The organism is Luteibacter sp. UNC138MFCol5.1 (assembly GCF_900110505.1).
Classification (GTDB): Bacteria; Pseudomonadota; Gammaproteobacteria; order Xanthomonadales; family Rhodanobacteraceae; genus Luteibacter.
This window is the reverse complement of record NZ_FODZ01000005.1, coordinates 37,065-55,911: the sequence shown is the minus strand read 5'-3', so window position 1 is coordinate 55,911 and position 18,847 is coordinate 37,065. Positions and strand designations below refer to the sequence as shown.

At 70.4% G+C, this 18,847-nt stretch carries 15 protein-coding genes; 12 read left to right on the top strand and 3 right to left on the bottom strand.

Annotated features, from left to right (window positions below; all coding sequences use genetic code 11):
- The first annotated feature begins 92 nt into the window (after positions 1-92).
- The 3 genes from BMY69_RS14400 to recG are packed head-to-tail and all read left to right on the top strand — an operon-like array spanning position 93 to position 4,828.
- Positions 93-2,273, top strand: coding sequence for a RelA/SpoT family protein (locus BMY69_RS14400; RefSeq protein WP_090057234.1), 2,181 nt, complete (start codon positions 93-95; stop codon positions 2,271-2,273).
- Positions 2,274-2,309: 36 nt separating this feature from the next.
- Positions 2,310-2,693: a RidA family protein gene (locus BMY69_RS14395; protein WP_090179544.1), complete on the top strand. Its 384-nt coding sequence runs from the start codon at positions 2,310-2,312 to the stop codon at positions 2,691-2,693.
- 29 nt (positions 2,694-2,722) lie between these two features.
- On the top strand, positions 2,723-4,828 hold the full coding sequence (gene recG, locus BMY69_RS14390; RefSeq protein WP_090180003.1) for an ATP-dependent DNA helicase RecG: 2,106 nt from the start codon (positions 2,723-2,725) through the stop codon (positions 4,826-4,828).
- Positions 4,829-4,916: 88 nt separating this feature from the next.
- On the opposite strand, the gene BMY69_RS14385 is transcribed toward recG, so the two are convergent.
- Positions 4,917-5,882, bottom strand: coding sequence for a mitochondrial fission ELM1 family protein (locus tag BMY69_RS14385; RefSeq protein WP_090179542.1), 966 nt, complete (start codon positions 5,880-5,882; stop codon positions 4,917-4,919).
- Positions 5,883-6,016: 134 nt separating this feature from the next.
- Between BMY69_RS14385 and BMY69_RS14380 the strand changes: the two genes are divergently transcribed.
- From BMY69_RS14380 to BMY69_RS14370, 3 genes are all read left to right on the top strand, one after another.
- On the top strand, positions 6,017-6,610 hold the full coding sequence (locus BMY69_RS14380; RefSeq protein WP_090179539.1) for a malonic semialdehyde reductase: 594 nt from the start codon (positions 6,017-6,019) through the stop codon (positions 6,608-6,610).
- Positions 6,611-6,683: 73 nt separating this feature from the next.
- Positions 6,684-7,271 (top strand): YceI family protein, encoded by a 588-nt coding sequence (locus BMY69_RS14375; RefSeq protein ID WP_090057226.1) that lies wholly within the window; start codon positions 6,684-6,686, stop codon positions 7,269-7,271.
- Positions 7,272-7,368: 97 nt separating this feature from the next.
- Positions 7,369-8,061, top strand: a complete 693-nt coding sequence (locus BMY69_RS14370; RefSeq protein ID WP_090179537.1) for a response regulator transcription factor — start codon at positions 7,369-7,371, stop codon at positions 8,059-8,061.
- Here the strand turns inward: BMY69_RS14370 and BMY69_RS14365 are convergent.
- Complete coding sequence (locus BMY69_RS14365) at positions 8,043-9,812, bottom strand: hybrid sensor histidine kinase/response regulator (protein ID WP_143070483.1); 1,770 nt, start codon at positions 9,810-9,812, stop codon at positions 8,043-8,045. The two genes, BMY69_RS14370 and BMY69_RS14365, sit on opposite strands and share 19 nt — an antisense overlap.
- Before the next feature lie 236 nt (positions 9,813-10,048).
- On the opposite strand from BMY69_RS14365, the gene BMY69_RS14360 reads away from it, so the two are divergent.
- The 6 genes from BMY69_RS14360 to BMY69_RS14335 all read left to right on the top strand — a co-directional run bounded on the left by BMY69_RS14360 (position 10,049) and on the right by BMY69_RS14335 (position 17,938).
- On the top strand, positions 10,049-12,349 hold the full coding sequence (locus BMY69_RS14360) for a YadA-like family protein (protein ID WP_143070482.1): 2,301 nt from the start codon (positions 10,049-10,051) through the stop codon (positions 12,347-12,349).
- Positions 12,350-12,384: 35 nt separating this feature from the next.
- Positions 12,385-14,283, top strand: coding sequence for a S8 family serine peptidase (locus tag BMY69_RS14355; protein ID WP_090179529.1), 1,899 nt, complete (start codon positions 12,385-12,387; stop codon positions 14,281-14,283).
- Between the two features lie 185 nt (positions 14,284-14,468).
- Complete coding sequence (locus tag BMY69_RS14350) at positions 14,469-14,675, top strand: zinc-finger domain-containing protein (protein ID WP_090057215.1); 207 nt, start codon at positions 14,469-14,471, stop codon at positions 14,673-14,675.
- A 62-nt stretch (positions 14,676-14,737) separates the two neighbouring features.
- Positions 14,738-15,877 (top strand): glycosyltransferase, encoded by a 1,140-nt coding sequence (locus BMY69_RS14345; RefSeq protein WP_090179526.1) that lies wholly within the window; start codon positions 14,738-14,740, stop codon positions 15,875-15,877.
- The gene (locus BMY69_RS14340) at positions 15,874-17,154 is read left to right on the top strand and encodes an O-antigen ligase family protein (RefSeq protein WP_090179524.1); all 1,281 of its coding nucleotides are present in this window, start codon (positions 15,874-15,876) and stop codon (positions 17,152-17,154) included. The genes BMY69_RS14345 and BMY69_RS14340 overlap by 4 nt, the downstream gene beginning before the upstream one ends.
- Positions 17,144-17,938 (top strand): glycosyltransferase family 2 protein, encoded by a 795-nt coding sequence (locus BMY69_RS14335; RefSeq protein WP_090179521.1) that lies wholly within the window; start codon positions 17,144-17,146, stop codon positions 17,936-17,938. The genes BMY69_RS14340 and BMY69_RS14335 overlap by 11 nt, the downstream gene beginning before the upstream one ends.
- Here BMY69_RS14335 and BMY69_RS14330 read toward each other — a convergent pair.
- Positions 17,885-18,799, bottom strand: coding sequence for a VirK/YbjX family protein (locus tag BMY69_RS14330; RefSeq protein WP_177191186.1), 915 nt, complete (start codon positions 18,797-18,799; stop codon positions 17,885-17,887). The genes BMY69_RS14335 and BMY69_RS14330 overlap by 54 nt on opposite strands.
- Positions 18,800-18,847: the final 48 nt, after the last annotated feature.

The window sequence follows — 18,847 nt, the reverse complement described above, 5'->3', positions numbered from 1 at the left end:
GCCCTGCATTCATCCGTATTCCGCGCACGTTGATGCGCGGCCGCTGAAGCCGCGCGCGGGAGGCGTCGCCCTCTGAGGCGATCGATCCTTCCATGGAAGTCATCCCTGCGAAAAAGCTGACCGACGTGGTCGATGACGGACCAGTGCCTCCGTATGTGCAGGCGCTGGAAGAGCGCGTGGGCGCGTATCTGCCGCACGATCAGGTGATGCGCATCCGCCGCGCGTTCCTCGTCGGCGCGGCGGCGCACGAAGGCCAGACGCGCAAGTCCGGCGAGCCGTACATCACGCATCCGGTCGCGGTGGCGCAGGTGCTCGCGGACCTCGGCCTCGACGCCGAGACGATCATCGCGGCGATCCTGCACGACACCCTCGAGGACACCCGCCTCGAACGGCCGGAACTCGCCGGCGAGTTCGGCGAGACGGTGGCCGAGCTGGTCGACGGCGTCACCAAGCTCGACAAGATGCGCTTTTCCAGCCGCGCCGAGGCCGACGCCGAGAGCTTCCGCAAGATGCTCCTGGCGATGGCGCGCGATCTGCGCGTCATCCTGATCAAGCTCTCCGACCGCCTGCACAACATGCGCACGCTCGGCGCGAAGGATTCCGACTCGCGCCGTCGCATCGCGCGCGAAACGCTCGAGATCTACGCGCCGATCGCGCAGCGCCTCGGCATGAACAAGTTCAAGGCCGAGCTGCAGGACCTCGGCTTCAAGGCGCTGTATCCGGATCGCCACCGCATCATCGGCGAGCGCATCCGCGCCGCGCTCGGCAATCGCCGCGAAGCGATGGCCAAGATCGAGATGGCGCTCGAGGGCCGCCTCGCCGCGGAGAAGATCCCCGGCCGCGCCGTCAGCCGCATCAAGTCGGCCTGGAGCATCTATTCGAAGATGCGCAGCGAGCACAAGTCGTTCGCGCAGCTGATGGACGTCTACGGTTTCCGTGTCATCACCGATTCCGCCATGCACTGCTACATGGCGCTCGGCGCCGTGCACGGCCTGTACAAGCCGGTCGACGGCCGCTTCAAGGATTTCATCGCCATTCCCAAGGGCAATGGCTACCAGTCGCTGCACACCGTGCTGCTCGGGCCGTTCGGCGCGCCGATCGAGATCCAGATCCGTACCTCGGAGATGGAATCCGTCGCGGAGCGGGGCGTCGCGGCCCACTGGGCATACAAGAGCGATTCGGGCCCCGCGAACAGCGCGCAGGCGCGCGCCCGCGAATGGCTCTCCGCGCTGGCCGACAGCCAGGCCAACACGCCCTCGGCGTCGGAGTTCCTCGAGGCGGTGAAGATCGACCTCTTCCCGGACGAGGTCTATCTGTTCACGCCGCGCGGCGACATCTTCTCGCTGCCGCGCAACGCCACGGCGCTCGACTTCGCCTACGCCGTGCACACCGACGTCGGCGACCACGCGGTCGCCGCGCGCGTCGACAAGAAACTCGTCCCGCTGCGCACGCGCCTCGTCTCCGGGCAGCAGGTGGAGATCATCACCGCGCCGTCGGCCGTGCCGAACCCGGCATGGCTCGAGGCCGTGGTCACCGGCAAGGCCCGCACCGCGATCCGGCAGTACCTCAAGCATCTCCAGCACGAGGACGCCGTCGATTTCGGTCATCGCATGCTCGATCGCGCGCTCGACGCGCGGGGCACGAGCCTCGACTCGATCCCCGCCGGCGTGCTCGACCGTTTCCTCGACGAGGCCAAGCTCAAGCGGCTCGAAGAGTTGCTCTCGGAGATCGCGCTGGGCAACCGCTTCGCCGACCAGGTCGCGACGCAGCTGATGGGGCTGCTCGGTCCCCGCGAGGACGAACCCCACGCGCATGCCGAGCACGCGGCGGAGAAGATCCGCATCAGCGGTGCGGAGCGTGGCGTCCTCAGCTTCGGTAACTGCTGCCACCCGCTGCCGGGCGACGAGATCGTCGGTTTCCTCTCGTCTGGCAAGGGCATCGTGGTCCACCGCGTGGAGTGCCCGAACGTCGCCGAGTTCCGCAAGACGCCGGAGCGCATCGTCGCCATCGAATGGGATCGCGACGTGTCGGGCGACTACCGCGCCGAACTGCGCATCGAGGTGCTCAACCGTCCGGGCGTGCTCGCCACGGTCGCGGCGGCGATCGCCGACGCCGGCTCGAACATCGAGAACGTCGAGTACATCGAGCGCGATAGCACGGCCGCGACGCTGCTCTTCGCCATCGAGGTGAAGGACCGCAAGCATCTCGCGGACGTCATGCGTCGCGTGCGCCGCACGGGTGTCGTCAGCGGCGTGTATCGCCACCCCCTCTGACGATAGACTGTCCCGATACCCCATCGAGGACGACACATGACCCGCAGCACCATCGCCACCGACAAGGCGCCTTCGGCCATCGGCCCGTACTCGCAGGCCGTGCGCGCCGGCAACACCGTGTACTTCTCGGGCCAGATCCCGCTCGATCCGGCGACGGGCAACCTCGTCGAAGGCGACATCACGACGCAGACCCGCCGTGTCTTCGACAACCTGGTCGCGGTCGCCGAAGCGGCCGGCGGCAAGCTGTCCGACATCGTGCGCGTGGGCATCTACGTCACCGACCTCGGCGACTTCGCCGCGGTGAACGCCGTGATGGCCGAGTACTTCCAGCAGCCGTACCCGGCGCGGTCGACGATCGAAGTCTCCGCACTGCCGAAGGGCGCGAACGTCGAAGTCGACGCGATCCTCGTCCTGCCCTGAGTCCGCCAGCGACCGCCGTGCCCCGTAGCCTGGCCCCGATCACTGTCGCGCCACCCGCGGACGCGGCCCATGCGCCCCTGACGACGCTCGGGGGCGTCGGTCCCGCGCTTGCCGAAACGCTCGGCAGGCTGGGCCTGCGCACCGTGCAGGATCTCTGGTTCCACCTGCCGCTGCGTTACGAGGATCGCACCCGCGTGGTGCCGATCGGCGACCTGCGCCCGGGCGACCGCGCGCAGGTCGAGGGTACCGTGGACTTCGTGGAGCGCGGCTTCCGCTTCCGCCCGCAGCTGAAGGTGATCGTCGGCGACGAATCGGGCAGGGCGCTCCTGCTGCGGTTCTTCCACTTCCGCAAGTCGCAGGTCGACCAGTTGCCCAAGGGCGCGCGCCTGCTCTGCTTCGGCGAAGTGCGCCAGGGCCCGCAGGGTCTGGAGATGGTGCATCCGCAATACCAGCGGATCGAGCCGGACGATCCCGTGGTGGTCGACGAGCGCCTCACGCCGGTCTATCCGACGACGGAAGGCCTCGGGCCGCGACGCCTCGCGGGCGTCGTGTCGCGCGCGCTGACGCATCTGCCCGCCGACGATCGGCTGGAACTCATTCCCGACGACGCGGGCCTGCCGCCGGGCATGACGTCGCTGCGCGACGCCCTGCTCTACGTGCATCGTCCGCCGCCGGAAGTCGACCTGCGCCAGCTCGGCGAAGGCGCGCATCCCGCGCAGAAACGCCTCGCGTTCGAAGAACTGCTGACGCAGCACCTCACGCTGCGACGCATGCGCGCCGCGGTGAAGAAGCGCAAGGCGCCCGCGCTGAAGAGCGCCGGTGCGTTGCGCGATCGCCTGCTCGCCGGGCTCCCGTTCGCGCTCACGGCGGCGCAGTCGCGCGTGTCGCAGGAGGTCGCACGCGATCTCGTGCGCGCGCACCCGATGCTCCGCCTCGTGCAGGGCGACGTCGGCAGCGGCAAGACCGTCGTGGCCGCGCTCGCCGCGGTGGCGGCGGTGGAGGCCGGCTACCAGGTCGCGCTGATGGCGCCGACCGAGCTGCTGGCCGAGCAGCACCTGCGCAATTTTCGCGCCTGGCTCGAACCGCTGGGTCTCAAGGTCGAGTGGCTGGCCGGCAAGGTGCAGGGCAGGGCGCGCAAGACGGCGCTCGGGCATGCCGCCGACGGCAGCGCGCACGTCGTCGTCGGTACGCACGCCCTGATGCAGGAGGGCGTGGCGTTCGCGAAGCTCGGCCTCGTGATCGTCGACGAGCAGCACCGCTTCGGCGTGCACCAGCGCCTCGCGCTGCGCGACAAGGGTGCGGAGGGCGAACTCATCCCGCACCAGCTGGTACTCACCGCGACGCCGATTCCGCGCACGCTGGCCATGAGCGCCTACGCCGACCTCGATGTCTCGTCCATCGACGAGCTGCCGCCGGGTCGCACGCCGGTGCAGACCTCCGCGATCTCAAGCGAGCGCCGCTACGACGTGATGGAGCGCATCCATGCCGCGTGCATGCAGGGTCGCCAGGTCTACTGGGTGTGCACGCTGATCGAGGAATCCGAACAGCTCGTCGCGCAGGCGGCCGAGGTCGCGCATGCGGAGCTGACCACCGCGTTGCCCGACCTCGCGGTCGGCCTGATCCACGGCCGCATGAAGCCGAAGGAAAAGCAGGCCGTGATGGACGCCTTCAAGGCCGGCGAACTCTCGGTGCTCGTCGCCACGACGGTGATCGAGGTGGGCGTCGACGTACCGAACGCGAGCCTCATGGTCATCGAGAACAGCGAGCGCCTCGGCCTCGCGCAGCTGCACCAGCTGCGTGGTCGCGTGGGACGCGGGTCGGTCGCCTCGAACTGCGTGCTGCTCTACCAGACGCCGCTGTCGCGCCTGGCGAAGGAGCGCCTGCAGGTGATGCGCGAGACGAACGACGGGTTCCGCATCGCGGAGAAGGATCTGGAACTGCGCGGCCCGGGCGAAGTGCTCGGCACGCGCCAGACGGGCCAGCTGCAGTTCCGCATCGCCGACCTCGCGCGCGACGCGCACCTGATGCCCGACGTGCAGCGCGTGGCCGAGGCCATGATGAAACACCATCCGGATCGTTGCGAACGCCTCATCGCGCGCTGGGTCGGCGACGCCGCCCGCTACGTCGACGCCTGACGGCGATCCCGCGGCAGCGGGCCTGGTGGGAGCCGATCGTATCGGCGATCCCGCGGCAGCGGGCCGAGAGCGGTTGACGCCGTACGCTTCAGCCAGGCCCCAGATGCCGCCGCACTTCCGCCGCGATCGTCGCCGTCTCGCGCAGTGCCGGCTGCCGATCGGGCGTCGCCGCATCGATGGCATGCAGCAGCCCCGCCGCGTGAAGTTCGGCATGGAAGCGCTCCAGCTTCGGCGGCAACGGCGAGGACACCACCGTATGCACCGGACGACCCGTGGCGCAGGCCTCCGACAGCATGTTCACCGAATCCGGCGTCACGACGAGCCGGTCCGCCCAGCCAAGGATGCCGGGATAAGGATTGGGTCCGTCGGCCGTCCCGGTCCACACCAGACCAGGGACACCCGCGAAGGCTTCCCGAAGGCGCGGCAGGAAGGCGGCCGGCGTCCGCCGCGACGCGACGGCGAGCACCGAGCCTCCCTCCGAGACATGTCGCGCGCGCACCGCGGCGAGGAACGCGTCGAAGGCACGCGGATCCGCGGGTGCGCCGTGCCGGTCGCCACCGATCAGCACGCCGAGGCGCGGCCGCGGCAGCTCCCCGAACGACGGGAACCCCGCGCGTCCGTCCTCGAGCCATGCGTCGTCGATGGGATGCAGCGACCCGAGCGGCGAGAGCACGTTGTCGCCACGCAGGCCGTCGTGCCGCGGCGCCACGACCAGATCCCAGTGCGCGGTATCGATGCGCGGATCGAGGATCTGCACCGCGAGGGTCGCGCCGGCCGACCAGCGGCGGATCAGCCGCGTCGCCCAGGCGGCCTGCCTGCCGCATCCGATGGCGAGCCGCGGCCAGGGCGGAAGCAGGGCGTCCTCGCCGCGCGCCAGCGCCATTCGCGGCCCCGGCAAGAGGCGCGGCGCCAGCCAGGACCATGGCGCGCGCAGATCGATGGCGATTTCGCGGAACGACGGGGTCAGCGCCTCGGCGAGGGCGAGGGCCTGCCGCCGATTGCCGGCCGCGCCATCCGTCAGGACCCAGCAGGCGTCGCGTGGCAGGCCGTTCATGGCCGCACCGTGCGGTGGATTGTTGTCGATTTCGGCACAGTTCGTTCCCTGGCTGACCGTTCATTCGCGCGTCGTGGCGCTTACACTCTCACGGTGCCGGCGATCCGGCGTACCGCCACTGTACAAGGATACCCATGAGCTCTCCGCTGAACGATGCCGCGCTCGATCAGATCTTTCGTAACGCGCGCACCTACAACGCCTGGCAGGACAAGGAGGTGCCCGAGGCGTTGCTCCGCCAGCTCTACGACCTGGTGAAGATGGGCCCGACCTCCGCCAACTCCTCGCCGATGCGTCTGGTGTTCATCCGCTCGAAGGACGCGAAGGAGCGCCTGCGCCCGTTCCTCTCGGAGGGCAACCTCGCCAAGACGATGGCCGCGCCGGTCACCGCGATCGTCGCGACGGACTTCGCCTTCTACGACAAGCTGCCCGAGCTGTTCCCGCATGCCGACGCCCGCAGCTGGTTCGTGGGCAACGAGGCGCTGGTCCAGGCGACGGCGTTCCGCAACAGCTCGCTGCAGGGCGCCTACCTGATCCTGGCCGCCCGCTCGCTGGGCCTCGATTGCGGCCCGATGTCCGGCTACGACCAGGCGGGCCTCGACGCCGAGTTCTTCGCCGGCACCCCGGTGAAATCGAACTTCCTGGTCAACATCGGTTACGGCGACGCGGAAAACGGCCTGTTCCCGCGCAACCCGCGCCTGGCGTTCGACGCCGCCGCCCAGATCCTCTGATACCTTTCGGGCGGCGACCCGATGCTGCCGCCTTTACATGGCCGTACTTAAACTTCACTGCAGGAGTCACACCATGCGCGTCCTTCGTTATGTCGCCCTCGCGGGCCTGCTCGCCACCGCCGGCACCGCCGTCGCCGCCCCGGTCACGTACAAGCTCGACCCGGGCCATACGATGGTCCTGTTCAGCTGGAACCACTTCGGCTTCTCCAACCCGTCGGCCAACTTCGGCGACGTCGACGGCACGCTCGTCTACGACGAGGCCGACCCGTCCAAGGCCACCGTCGAAGCCACGCTGCCGCTGTCGGGCCTCGACAGCTTCGTGCCGAAGCTCGACGAGCACCTGAAGTCGGCCGACTTCCTCGACGCCGCCAAGTACCCGAACGTCACCTTCAAGAGCACCAAGGTCGTCCCGGCCGGCAAGGGCAAGCTGAAGGTCACGGGCGATCTCACCGTGCACGGCGTGACCAAGCCGGTCACCCTCGACGTCACGCTGAACAAGTCCGGTCCGCACCCGATGATGAAGGTACAGACGGTCGGCTTCGACGCCACCGCCACGATCAAGCGCTCGGACTTCGGCGTCGGTCAGTACGTGCCGAACGTGTCGGACGAGATCAAGATCCGCATCACCACCGAAGCGCACGACGCCTCGGCGAAGAAGTAAGCCCATCCTTCAACGGATGAAGACGAACCCGCGCCAGCGATGGCGCGGGTTTTCTTTTGCTTGACACGATGGGCCCGCCTGTCTAATCAATGCCCGCATGAGTTCGCGAGACCCCACGAATCCGCCGCGCATCGCCCTCGTCGAGGACGACCTCGCGTTGCGCGACGGTATCCTCATGCCCGGGCTGCGCGGGTACGGATTCGACTGCGTGGCACTGGGCAGCGCGGCGGAGCTGGATGCCGCGATGGACGGCGGCGCGTTCGACATCGTGATCCTCGACGTCGGGCTGCCGGATACGAATGGCTTCGACCTCGCGCAGCGGCTGCGTCGCGCGTCGCGCGTGGGCATCGTGATGCTCACGGGCCGTAACGGTAGCGCCGACCGCATTCGCGGCCTGAACGACGGTGCCGACGCCTATCTCGCCAAGCCCGTCGATCTGGGCGAACTCGCGGCGACGCTGCACAGCCTGTTGCGTCGCCTGCGCCCCGAGCCGTCGCCGGGCGGCGGCTGGCGCCTCGACGCGAATGGCTGGTGCCTGGTCTCGCCGGGTGACCGGCGTGTCGCGCTGAACGAGGCCGAGCGCAAGGTGCTCGCCCTGCTGATGGCGACGCCGGGCGCGGTGGTGAGCCGCGACGACATGGCGGCGGCGCTGACCGGCGACATCTACGACTTCGACCCGCATCGTCTCGAGGTGATGGTCCACCGCCTGCGTGCCAAGATCGCCGACCGCAGCGGCGAAGCCTTGCCGCTGCGCGCGGTGCGCGGCAGCGGCTACGTCATGCTGGCCTGAGCGTTCGCCGCCATGCGCCGTACGCGGTCGACGAGGGCCGTCGGCGCGAACGGCTTCGGCAGGCAGCTCACGTGCCTGCCGGCATCGTGCAGACGCCTGGCCTCCGCTTCCGCGCTGGCGGAGATCAGCACGATGGGCAGGTCGACCGCGTCGAGCCACGCCAGCCGGCCATGCTCCGTGCCGGGCAGGTGGCAGTCGCTGACGATCACCTGCAGCGAGTCGCCCGCGTCGCGCAGCAGGCGCAGCGCGTCGGTGGCGTTGTCGGTGGCGATCGCGACGCAGCCTGCGTCGTCCAGGGCGTGGAGCAACAGCTCGCGCAGGTCTTCGTCGTCTTCGACGAGCAACACGCGCACCGCCGCGCACGCGGGCTCCGGGACCTCCGGCGCCGCGACGGCGGGTAGCCACAGCCGGAAGCGCGTGCCCTCGCCGGGCTCGCTCTCCACCTCGATCCAGCCGCCGCCCGCATGCATCGCGTCGCGCACGACCGCGAGGCCGAGTCCCGTGCCCGAGCCCGCGGGCTTGGTGGTGAAGTACGGCTCGAAGATGCGCCTGCGCACCGCCTCCGTCATGCCCTCGCCCTCGTCGCGCAGTTCGATGGCGACACCGTCGACGCCGGCGTGGCGGACGGCGCGCAGGCCGACATCGAGACGTCCGCCCGATGCCATCGCGTCGCGCGCGTTCGCGGCGATGTTCAGCAGCGACAGCTCCAGCTGGCCGCGATCCATGCGCACATGGCGAGGCGTGTCGAGCGCGTCGTCGATGCGGACGCGACTGCCGTCGACGAACAGCTGGCGCAGCATGGGGGCGATGTCGCGCAGCGCGTCCGCGACATCGAACACCTCCATCCGGATCGACTCGCGGCGGCTGAAATTCAGCAGCTTGCGTGTCACGGCGGAGCCGCGCCGCGCGGCGGCGGCCATGCCCTGCACCGCCTCGCGCAGATGCGCCGTCTCCGCGCTGTCCTGCACCTGCTCGGCGTAGCCCTCGATCACCGCGAGCACGTTGTTGAAGTCGTGCGCCACGCCACCCGCGAGGCGTCCCACGCTTTCCATCTTCTGCGCGTGCAGCAGGTTTTCCTGCGCGCGTTCGCGAGCCGTCATCTCGTCGCGCAGCGTCGCGTTGCTCGACGCCAGCGCGCGCGTCAGGCGGCGCGACTCGTCCAGCGCCCCGCGCAGGGCCGCGACGCAGCGGTCGACCACGAGCGTGATCGCGAAGTAGCTGATCGCCAGCGACGGCAGGTTGGCCGCGCCGATCCACGGCCGCGGATACGCGCGCCCCGAGAGGGTCATGACGTCGACGAGACCGCCGAGGCAGAACATGGCCATCAGCAGCGCGTAGATCGTCCACAGCTCGCGCCGACCGAGCACGAGGCCGCCCAGCACGATCGTGAGCACGGGATAGGTCTGGTCGAGCAGCTGGCGCGTGAGGCCGATCGACGCGTACATGGTCGTCAGCGACAACAGCATCGCGCCGACGAACACGAAGGTCGCGCGTCGCAGGGCGCCGCGACGGATCAGCCACAACGCGAACGCGGCCGCGCTCCACACCAGCACGTCGACGCCGACGTCCACGATCACGTCCCGGCGCATCGGCGTGCGCACCACCGCGAGGTGATAGGCCCAGTTGCCCGGAACGGTCACGAGGATGAACGCCATCAGGACCTGCAGCACCGGGGCGTGGCGACGCTCGATCGGATCGGTGACGGGCACGTCGCGCAGCCAGCGCACGACGCCGCGCAGCGTGTCGCGCAAGGTGGATTTCGAAGGTCGGAGAGGATCGGTGAGCATCGGTAAGCGTCGGTGCGTGTGACGGGAGGATGACAACCCTAGGATGGCCCGATGCCGGCGCAACGCCGGTCGATCAGGACATTCCGGCGCCTGCACGTGGAAGGACTCCCGGGGGAAAGCGGCAGGCGCCTCATTCGTTTTCCGTGGGGAGTGGAAACGTGGGACATCCATATGTGACGTTCGGGCGCCTTGGAATTGCAATGGCGGTCGCGGCGGCCTTGCCCGTGATGGCGATGGCCGATGAGGTGAAGACGACGCCGGCGGTCGCCGCGCGTGCGCAGGCGGCCGCGGCCGATGGCTACGTGGCGGTCGACGGGGCGGGCGACGGCAGCGACGACGCCTATGTCGAGCCCGGCACCCAGGGTGTCGCCGTCGGCGCCGCGAGCGGGGCGATGGGCGTCGCGAGCGCGGCCTTCGGCTATGCGAGCCAGTCGTTCGCCGATTATGCCGTGGCGCTTGGCTCCTACAGTCTCTCCACCGGCATCGGCGCCGCGGCCGTGGGCAGTCTCGCGACCGCGACGGGCGATAGCGGCGTGGCTGTCGGCTACGGCAGCCTCGCCACCGCGACCGGCGCCATCGCCGTCGGCGGCGCGGCCGCCATTCCCGACCCGACGGGCAGCTTCCTCATCGATGCGAGCACGAGCGCGCGCGGTTACGCCGCGATGGCGCTGGGCGCGGGTGCCACCGCGGAATCCAACTTCGGCCTCGCGGTCGGCACCGGTGCCTACGCGTACGGCGACCAGGCGGTGGCGGTCGGCCTGCAGGCGCAGTCGCTCGGACCGGCGACGATCGCCATCGGCAACTACGCGAGCGCGGACGGACTCGTGGCCATGGCGCTGGGCAATGGTGCGAAGGCCCTGGGCGAGGGCACCGTCTCGATCGGCGCCAGCGCGGACGCGCTGGCCGAGGGCGCGACCGCCATCGGTGCCAACGCCTATGCCTCCAGCCAGTACGGATACGACACGGCGGTCGGCAACAACGCGTACGCGTCGGGCTCGTCGTCGACGGCCATCGGCTTCTCGGCGCTGGCGCTGCACACGGGCGCGATCGCCATCGGTCCGTCCACCGCGCTCAGCGACTATGCGATGACGATCGGCATCGAATCGCAGGCGGATGGCCGGTCGAGCATGGCGTTCGGCTTCGGAGCGCGCACCGGCGGACAGCGTCCCGAGCCGCCCTCGGACGGCGGTGGCGACGAGCCGTGCTGGATCTGTCGCGCCGCCAGCCCCTATGAAACGGCCGACTACGCCATCGCGTTCGGCGATCACGCGCAGGCGTTCGGCAACGGCATCGCCTTCGGCGCGCGCAGTCTCGCGCTCGGGGCCAACAGCGTCGCGCTCGGTGCCGGATCGCGTTCGGATCGCGACGACTCGGTCTCGGTCGGCACGTCCGAAGCGTGGACCGACAATCAGGGCGAGGTGCACGAGGCGCATACGCGGCAGATCACCAACGTGCGCGCCGGCACCGACGACTTCGACGCGGTGAACGTCGGGCAGATGAACACGGCGCTGCAGAGCGTGACGGGCGGCGCGGAACTCAACGGGCTCGCGATCGCGGCGGCCTTCGGTGGCGGGGCGTCGTACGCCGGTGGCGTGATGACGGCACCGGCGTATCTCGTCCAGGGCAACCCGTATTCGGACGTCGGCCACGCGCTGTCCGCGCTGGACGTCTCGTTGACGGGCGCGCTGCGGGACATCCAGGACCTGCAGGCGCAGGTCGGTGATGGCGGCCCCGGACAGGGCGGGCCGGGTCATGGTGGACCGGGACACGGCGGCCCCGGGCACGGCAACGGCCTGTCGCTGGGCGAAGGCAGCGTCGCGAAGGACAGCCGCGACACAGCGATCGGCACCGGCGCGACGGTCAGCGCGGACGGCAGCACGGCGGTGGGCAGCAACGCGACGATCGACGCCGCGGCCACCAACGCGGTGGCCGTGGGTGCCGACACGCACGTCACCGCGGCGTCGGGCACTGCATTGGGGCAGGGCGCGTCGAGCACCGCGGCGAACAGCGTCGCGCTCGGCGCGGACTCGGTCGCCGACCAGGCCAACACGGTCTCGGTCGGCAACGCGGGCCAGCAGCGTCGCATCACCCAGGTGGCGGCCGGCACGGCCGCGACGGACGCGGCCAACGTGGGACAGGTCGACCAGGCGCTGCAGTCGGCGAAAAGCTATGCCGACACGGGCGACCGCAGCACGCTCGAGACCGCGAAGCGTTACACCGATCAACGCTTCACGCAGATGGACGACCGCTTCCACGCCGTGGATCGCCGCCTCGATCGCATCGGCGCGATGAGCACCGCGAGCACGCAGATGGCGATCAACGCGGGCGGCGTCACCTCGCGCGCCGGGCGCATCGCGGTCGGCGCCGGCGTGCAGAGCGGGCAGAAAGCGCTCGCGGTCGGCTACGCCACGCAACTGGGCGAGCGCACGCGCATGAGCATCGGCGGCGCCTTCAGCGGTTCCGAGAACTCCGCCGGTGTCGGCTTCGGAGTCGACCTGTGACGTCACGCCCACCACGATCCCCGAGGAAACCTTCCATGAAAACGACGCGTTCCCTTTCCGTCGGCGTGCTGGCGCTCGCGCTCCTCGCCGGCCTCCCCGGCCTCGCGCTGGCCGCCACGACGGATGCCAAGGTCGCCCTGGGCGGCATCCGTGCCGATGGCCATGTCGACCGCTTCATCGTGCGCTACCGCGACGGCAGCGCGGAACGTCGCGACTCGTCGATCGCCGGCCAGTCGTTCGCGGCGGCCGTCTCGCGCAGCGCCGGCAGCCGCGCGCGGGCATCGGCGCCGCTCACCGCGCGCACCCTGCAGCGCCTGGCCGTCGGCGGCACCGTGTTTCGCGTGTCGCGCAAGCTGGGCGCGAGCGAAGCGACGGCGCTGATGAAGGCGATCGCGGCCGATCCCGCCGTCGTCCACGTGGAGCCGGACGTCCTGCTGCACGCCGTCCGCGACGTGCGCGCCACCGACGCGGCAGCTCCGCCGGACGATCCGAACTACACGGTCGCCCAGTGGAATTTCTTCGATCCCACGGGCGGCGCGAACCTGCCGGGCGTCTGGAGCGCGTTTCCCGGCGTCGACGGCAGCGGCGTGACGGTGGCCGTGATCGACACGGGTGTCACGGCGCATAAGGACCTCGATACGTCGCTCGCCGACGCAGGCTACGATTTCATCGTGGATCCCTTCGTGTCCGGACGGGCCACCGAAGGCCGGGTGCCGGGCGGCTGGGACATCGGCGACTGGACGACCGACGAGCCGTGGCTGAGCGAATGCACCAGCGACGACCATCCCGCGGAGTTCAGCAGCTGGCACGGCACCAACGTGGCCGGCATCGTGTCCGAGCTCACCAACAACGGCATCGGCATGGCCGGCGCCGCACCGGGCGCGAAGGTGCTTCCCATCCGCGCGCTCGGCCATTGCGGCGGCTACACCTCCGACATCGCCGACGCCATCGTCTGGGCGGCGGGTGGCCATGTCGACGGCGTGCCCGACAACACGCATCCCGCCAGCGTCATCAACCTGAGCCTCGGCGGCAGCGGTCCCTGCGAATACGACGGCGTCACGTCGGCCGCGGTGGCCGATGCACTCGCTCGCGGTGCGACCGTGGTGGTCGCCGCCGGCAACGCCGCGGACGATGCCGGCAACTACACGCCGGCGAGCTGCCCCGGCGTGGTCAGCGTCGGTGCCACGGGCATCACGGGACGTCGCGCGTTCTATTCCAACTTCGGTTCGACGGTGACGTTGTCGGCGCCGGGCGGCGGCATCTATCCGAACGACGGGTTCGGTGGCTCGCCGTCGGTGCCGAACGGCTTCATCTGGGCGGCGTACAACTACGGCACGACCACGCCGGTATCGGTGGCCGACGGCGGTTCCGTCTACGCCGGCATGGCGGGCACGTCGCAGGCCACGCCCCACGTCAGCGCGACCGTCGCCCTGATGCTCGACGCCACGCGCCTGGCCGGCCTACCGGCGCCGTCGCCGGCGGCGATCCGGACGATGCTTGCCTCCAGCGCGCGGCCGTTCCCGCTGACCATCGACCGGCCGATGGGATCCGGCATCCTCGATGCGCAAGGCGCCGTCGCCGCGGCGCTCGGCGTGACGCTGCCGCCGCAGGTGGTCGCGCTCGCGCAGGGACGTCTGTCGCCGCCGCAGCAACGGGCGGCCGGGAGCAGCGTGCTGCTCTCCATCGAGGTGCCCGCCGGTGCCCGCAACCTCGTCATCCGCAGCGTGGGCGGCACGGGCGACGCATCCCTGTTCGTGAAGGCCGGTGGGCTCCCGGCGGAAGACGGCAGCGACGCCGGCTACCGCTCGGTGCGCCCCGGCAACACCGAAAGCATCGTCGTCCCGGCGCCGTCGGTCGGCACCTGGTACATCCGCCTCGCGGCGGTGAAGGACTTCGCTAACGTGAACGTCGTGGCGACGTTCGTGGTGCCCTGACCGGGGGCGATTCCGCCGGGGAGCCTGGGTGTGGGAAGCCCGCTCGCGGGCGAACGGGGCCTGCCGCGCGCACCCGTTCGCCCGCGAGCGGGCTTCCCACATCCTCTGCGCGCGCGTCGCCGGGCAGGGCGTTCCTGCTAACATCGCCCCTTGTCCCCGTTCCAACGCATCGCCGGAGTTTTCCCATGCGCCCCAATCCCGCGGCCGCGCCGCTGATCCCGGCGAACGCCGAAAATCGTTACGAAGTGACGCGTGCCGACCTTCCGCTGTCGTGCCCGATGCCCGGCATGTACCTGTGGAACTCGCATCCGAAGGTCTACCTGCCGATCGTCGACGACGGCGGCACGTCCAAGTGCATGTATTGCGGCGCGACGTACGTCCTGAAAGACTGATCGACCCGCGCGGGCATGCTTCGTGCATCGCCTGCGCGTCTCCCACCCCATCCGGACCGCCCATGGCCACCGTCTCTCCCGCCCGGACGATGACCGTCGTACAGCTCATACCCGCCCTTCATTCCGGTGGCGCCGAGCGCTCGACCCTGGAAATCGCCAGGGCCCTGGTCCGCGCCGGTCACCGCTCGGTCGTCGTGTCCGCCGGCGGACGCATGGTGGCGCAGCTGGAGGCCGAGGGTAGCCAGCACATCACGCTGCCCATCGGACGCAAGTCGTTCGCCACGCTGTTCACCGTCGGCAAGCTGCGCCGCATCCTTCGCGACATCCAGCCCGACATCGTGCATGCGCGTTCGCGCGTGCCCGCCTGGATCGGCTGGTGGGCCATGCGCGGCGTGAAGCCGCGGCCGCATTTCGTCACCACGGTGCACGGCCTGAACAGCCCCGGTCGCTACAGCGCGATCCTGCTGCGCGGCGAGCGCGTGATCGTGGTGTCGCAGACCCTGCGCGACTACGTGTTGCGGCATTACCCCGACGACATCGAGGCCTCACGCATCGCCGTCGTGCCGCGCGGCATCGATACGGACGCCTTTCCGTACGGCTACCGTCCGGACGATACCTGGCAGCGCGCGTTCTTCGAGCAGTATCCGCAGCTGGCGGGAGCGCCGCTGCTGACCTTGCCCGGCCGCGGCACGCGCCTGAAGGGCCACGCGGACGCGATAGAGCTGGTGTCGGATCTGGCGCAGCGCGCCATCGACGTGCGCCTGCTCCTGCTCGGCGCCGACGAGCCGGGCCGCGAAGCGTACGTGGCCGAGCTGCGCTCGCTCATCCACAACCGCGGCCTGGACGACAAGGTGGTGATCTCGCCGCCGCGTTCGGACGTCCGCGACATCTACGCCATGTCCGACCTGATCCTGCAGCTGTCGGTCCGTCCGGAATCGTTCGGCCGCACGGTGGTCGAAGCGCTCGCGCTGTGCCGCCCCGTGATGGGCTACGCGCATGGTGGTGTCGGCGAGTTGCTGGCGGAGCTCTATCCGGCCGGCCGCGTGCCGCCGGGCGATCGCGAGAAGCTCGTGGAGCGCGCCGCCGAACTGCTGCGCTTTGCGCCGTCGATCCCGCCGCCGCGCAGCTATCGCCTCGCCGACATGCAGTCGGCCACGCTCGCGATCTACGACGAGGTGATGGCCGGCGTGGCCGCGGCGTGAGCGGCACCGGCTTCGGCGCATCGATCCGCGCGGGGCTCGCGTCGCCGCTGCTCCCGGTCTGGCTGGTTCCCGCGCTGCTGCCGTTCGGTCGCAGCGCGGAGCTCGGCGTGTTCCTCGCGCTTGTCGGCGCGATCCTGCTCATCGTCCGCGAACCCGAGGCGATCCGTCATCATCCGGGCGCCCGGCTCTTTCTCGCGCTCTTCGCGGCGTACGCCTTGGCGGCGCTGGTCTCGGCGATCGACGCCGTCGCGCCGGGGAAGAGCTGGGGCACGGTGGCCGGGATCCTTCGTTTCGCGCCGCTGGGCGTCTACACCTGCTTCGCCATGCGCCGGCCCGACAAGGTCCGCGCGCTGTACAGGGCGACGGCCGTCGTGGTCGCCGTCTGGGTCGCGGACGCATGGGTCCAGGCGGTGACCGGCTACGGCCTCGCGGGCGCCTCGCACCCCGAACGCCTCTCCGGCATCTTCGGCGACACCAATCTCAAGCTCGGCCCGGCCCTTTCGGCGCTGGCGCCGTTCCTGCTGTGGGCCGCGCGCGAACGCTGGGGCCGCCGCGGCCTCGTGCTGGCGTTCCTGCTGGCGCTCGGGCCCGTGCTGCTTTCCGGCTCGCGCGCGTCGTGGCTCTGCTACGGCATCGTGGCGCTGGCGTTCCTGTGGAGCGAGGCCGGCACGTTCCGGCGTTTCGCCGTCGCCTGCCTCGGCGCCGGCGCGGCGGTCGCGCTCGTCGCGGCGCTGGCCTGGCAGGTGTCGCCGCGCTTCCGCGACCGGGTGGCGCACACGGTGCCGGCGCTGTCGGGCACGTCGGCCGGTATCGACGCCGCGCTGACCGGTCGGCTCGACATCTGGACGACCAGCCTCCGGCTCTATGCCGCCCATCCGGTGAACGGCGTGGGCGTGCGCGGATTCCGCGTCGCGTATCCGGCGTACGCCGCACCGGGCGATCACTTCCTCACGGTCGAGAAATGCGGGGACGGCGAGGGGGCCTGCCACGCGCACCAGGTGCTGCTCGAGGTCGCGACGGAGACCGGCACGCTCGGACTCGTCGCGTGGCTCGTCGCGGCGATCCTCGCCGCGCGGGCCTGGTGGCGCGCAGGCTCGGAAGCGCGTCGCCGCGCGTTCCCGCCGACGGTGGCGCTGGTCGCGATCCTGTTCCCCCTGAACACGCACATGGCGTTCTACTCGGCGTGGTGGGGCCTGCTCGCCGCGTGGCTGGTGTCCGTGTGGTGCGCGGCGCTGTTCGCCGACCTTCCGGACGAGGCGCCCGTTCGTGCGCGCTGAGCCGCTGTCGGTCGTCGTCACGACGTTCGACAACGCCGACACGATCGGCGCGTGCCTGGCCTCCGTCGCCTTCGCCAACGACATCGTCGTGCTCGACTCCGGGTCCGCCGACGCCACGCGCGAGATCGCCCGGCGTCACGGGGCCCGCGTGGCGGTGCAGCCGTTCGCCGGCTACAGCGCGCAGAAGCAGGCGGCGATCGACCTCGCGGTCCATCGCTGGGTGTTGCTGCTGGATTCGGATGAATCGCTGCCGGCCGATGCCGGGCCACGGCTGCGCGCCGCGCTCGCGGCGCCGCGCGCCGCAGGTTTCGTGCTGCTCCGGCGAGAGTGGGTGTTCTGGCGCTGGCAGGCCGATCGGGCGCGGATGAACCATTACGTCCGCCTGTTCGATCGCACGCGCGCACGCATGAGCGGCCACGAGGTGCACGAGAGCGTCGTCGTGGACGGTCCCGTCGAGCGCCTCGACGTGGTGATCGATCACTACGGCGAGCGTGACATCGAGGGGCGCGTCGACAAGGCCAACCGCTACTCGTCGTTGCAGGTGCGCGACCGCGACGCGCGCAAGCCACGCTTCCTGCGCACGCGCATGGTGTTCTACCCGGCGGTGGCCTTCGCGCGCTATTACGTCTGGCGCGGCCACTGGCGCGCGGGATGGGCCGGCTTCGTCGCCGCCCGCGTGCACGCGTTCTACGCGTTCCTGAAATACGCGAAGCTGTACGAGTCGCAGCGCTCAGGCGGCGAGGGCGAGCGCCGGCCGCCGGACGCCGAACGCGGCGACGATTAACTCGCACGCTTCGTGCCGCAGCGCCTCGCGCCGGCGGAACTCGCTGCGCCGCTTGCTTTCGACATCCATCGCGCTACGCACCGGGTCGCGCGGCGGGAGTACGAAGAATCCATCGTCGCCAGGCACGCCGTAGGATTCGATCCAGAACGCGTCGTAATCCGCCTTGACCTTGTCGGGAATACCGGCGAACACGTGCTTGCCATTGCCGATGCCGATCACGCGCTCGACGTCGAACGCATCGGCCAGCGCGCGGATCATCGACAGGAGCAGGTTCTTCGGGCGCAACCCATGGCACTGCCGCGTCAGGTCGCGTACCACGTCGCGTCCCGCGTTGTTCGCCGCACCCTGGAGACAACCGATCGCGATCGTGCGGCCGCCATCGATGAAGGAGATCGTGGCGTAGGAAATCTGCAGGCCGTTCTCGTCGGTGAGCGACAGGCTGAGCTCGCCCTCGCGGCTGCGCCGCATCGGTGCCTTCACGATGAGCGAAAGCCTGCCGCCGTCACGCAGCGTGAGTTCGCCGGCGACCACCTTGCGTTCGCGGTAGAGCGTGTGGAAGAACGGGCGTGGGAAACGCGCGAGCGCGAACTCGTAGTGGTCGCGTATGGCGCGCAGGCGACGCTCGCGCGTGAATGCCTTGCTCAGGTAGCGATGCTGGTAGCGCTCCGGCAGCACCGTGTCGATCGCGGCGATGCCGAGCATCGGCGTGGACTCGAGGAACGCCAGCCAGTCGTCGTGCTCGCGCCAGCGCGACACGCTGCGTCCGACATACGTCAGTACCGCCCCGACGGCATGCGACCGCGTGCTGTGCCACCCGGTACGACCGCGCAGGGAACGCACGAAACGAAAGATCGATTGCATGGCGGAACGGTCCATCCGGTGACGATGGCCATCGTTCTACGCTGTCGT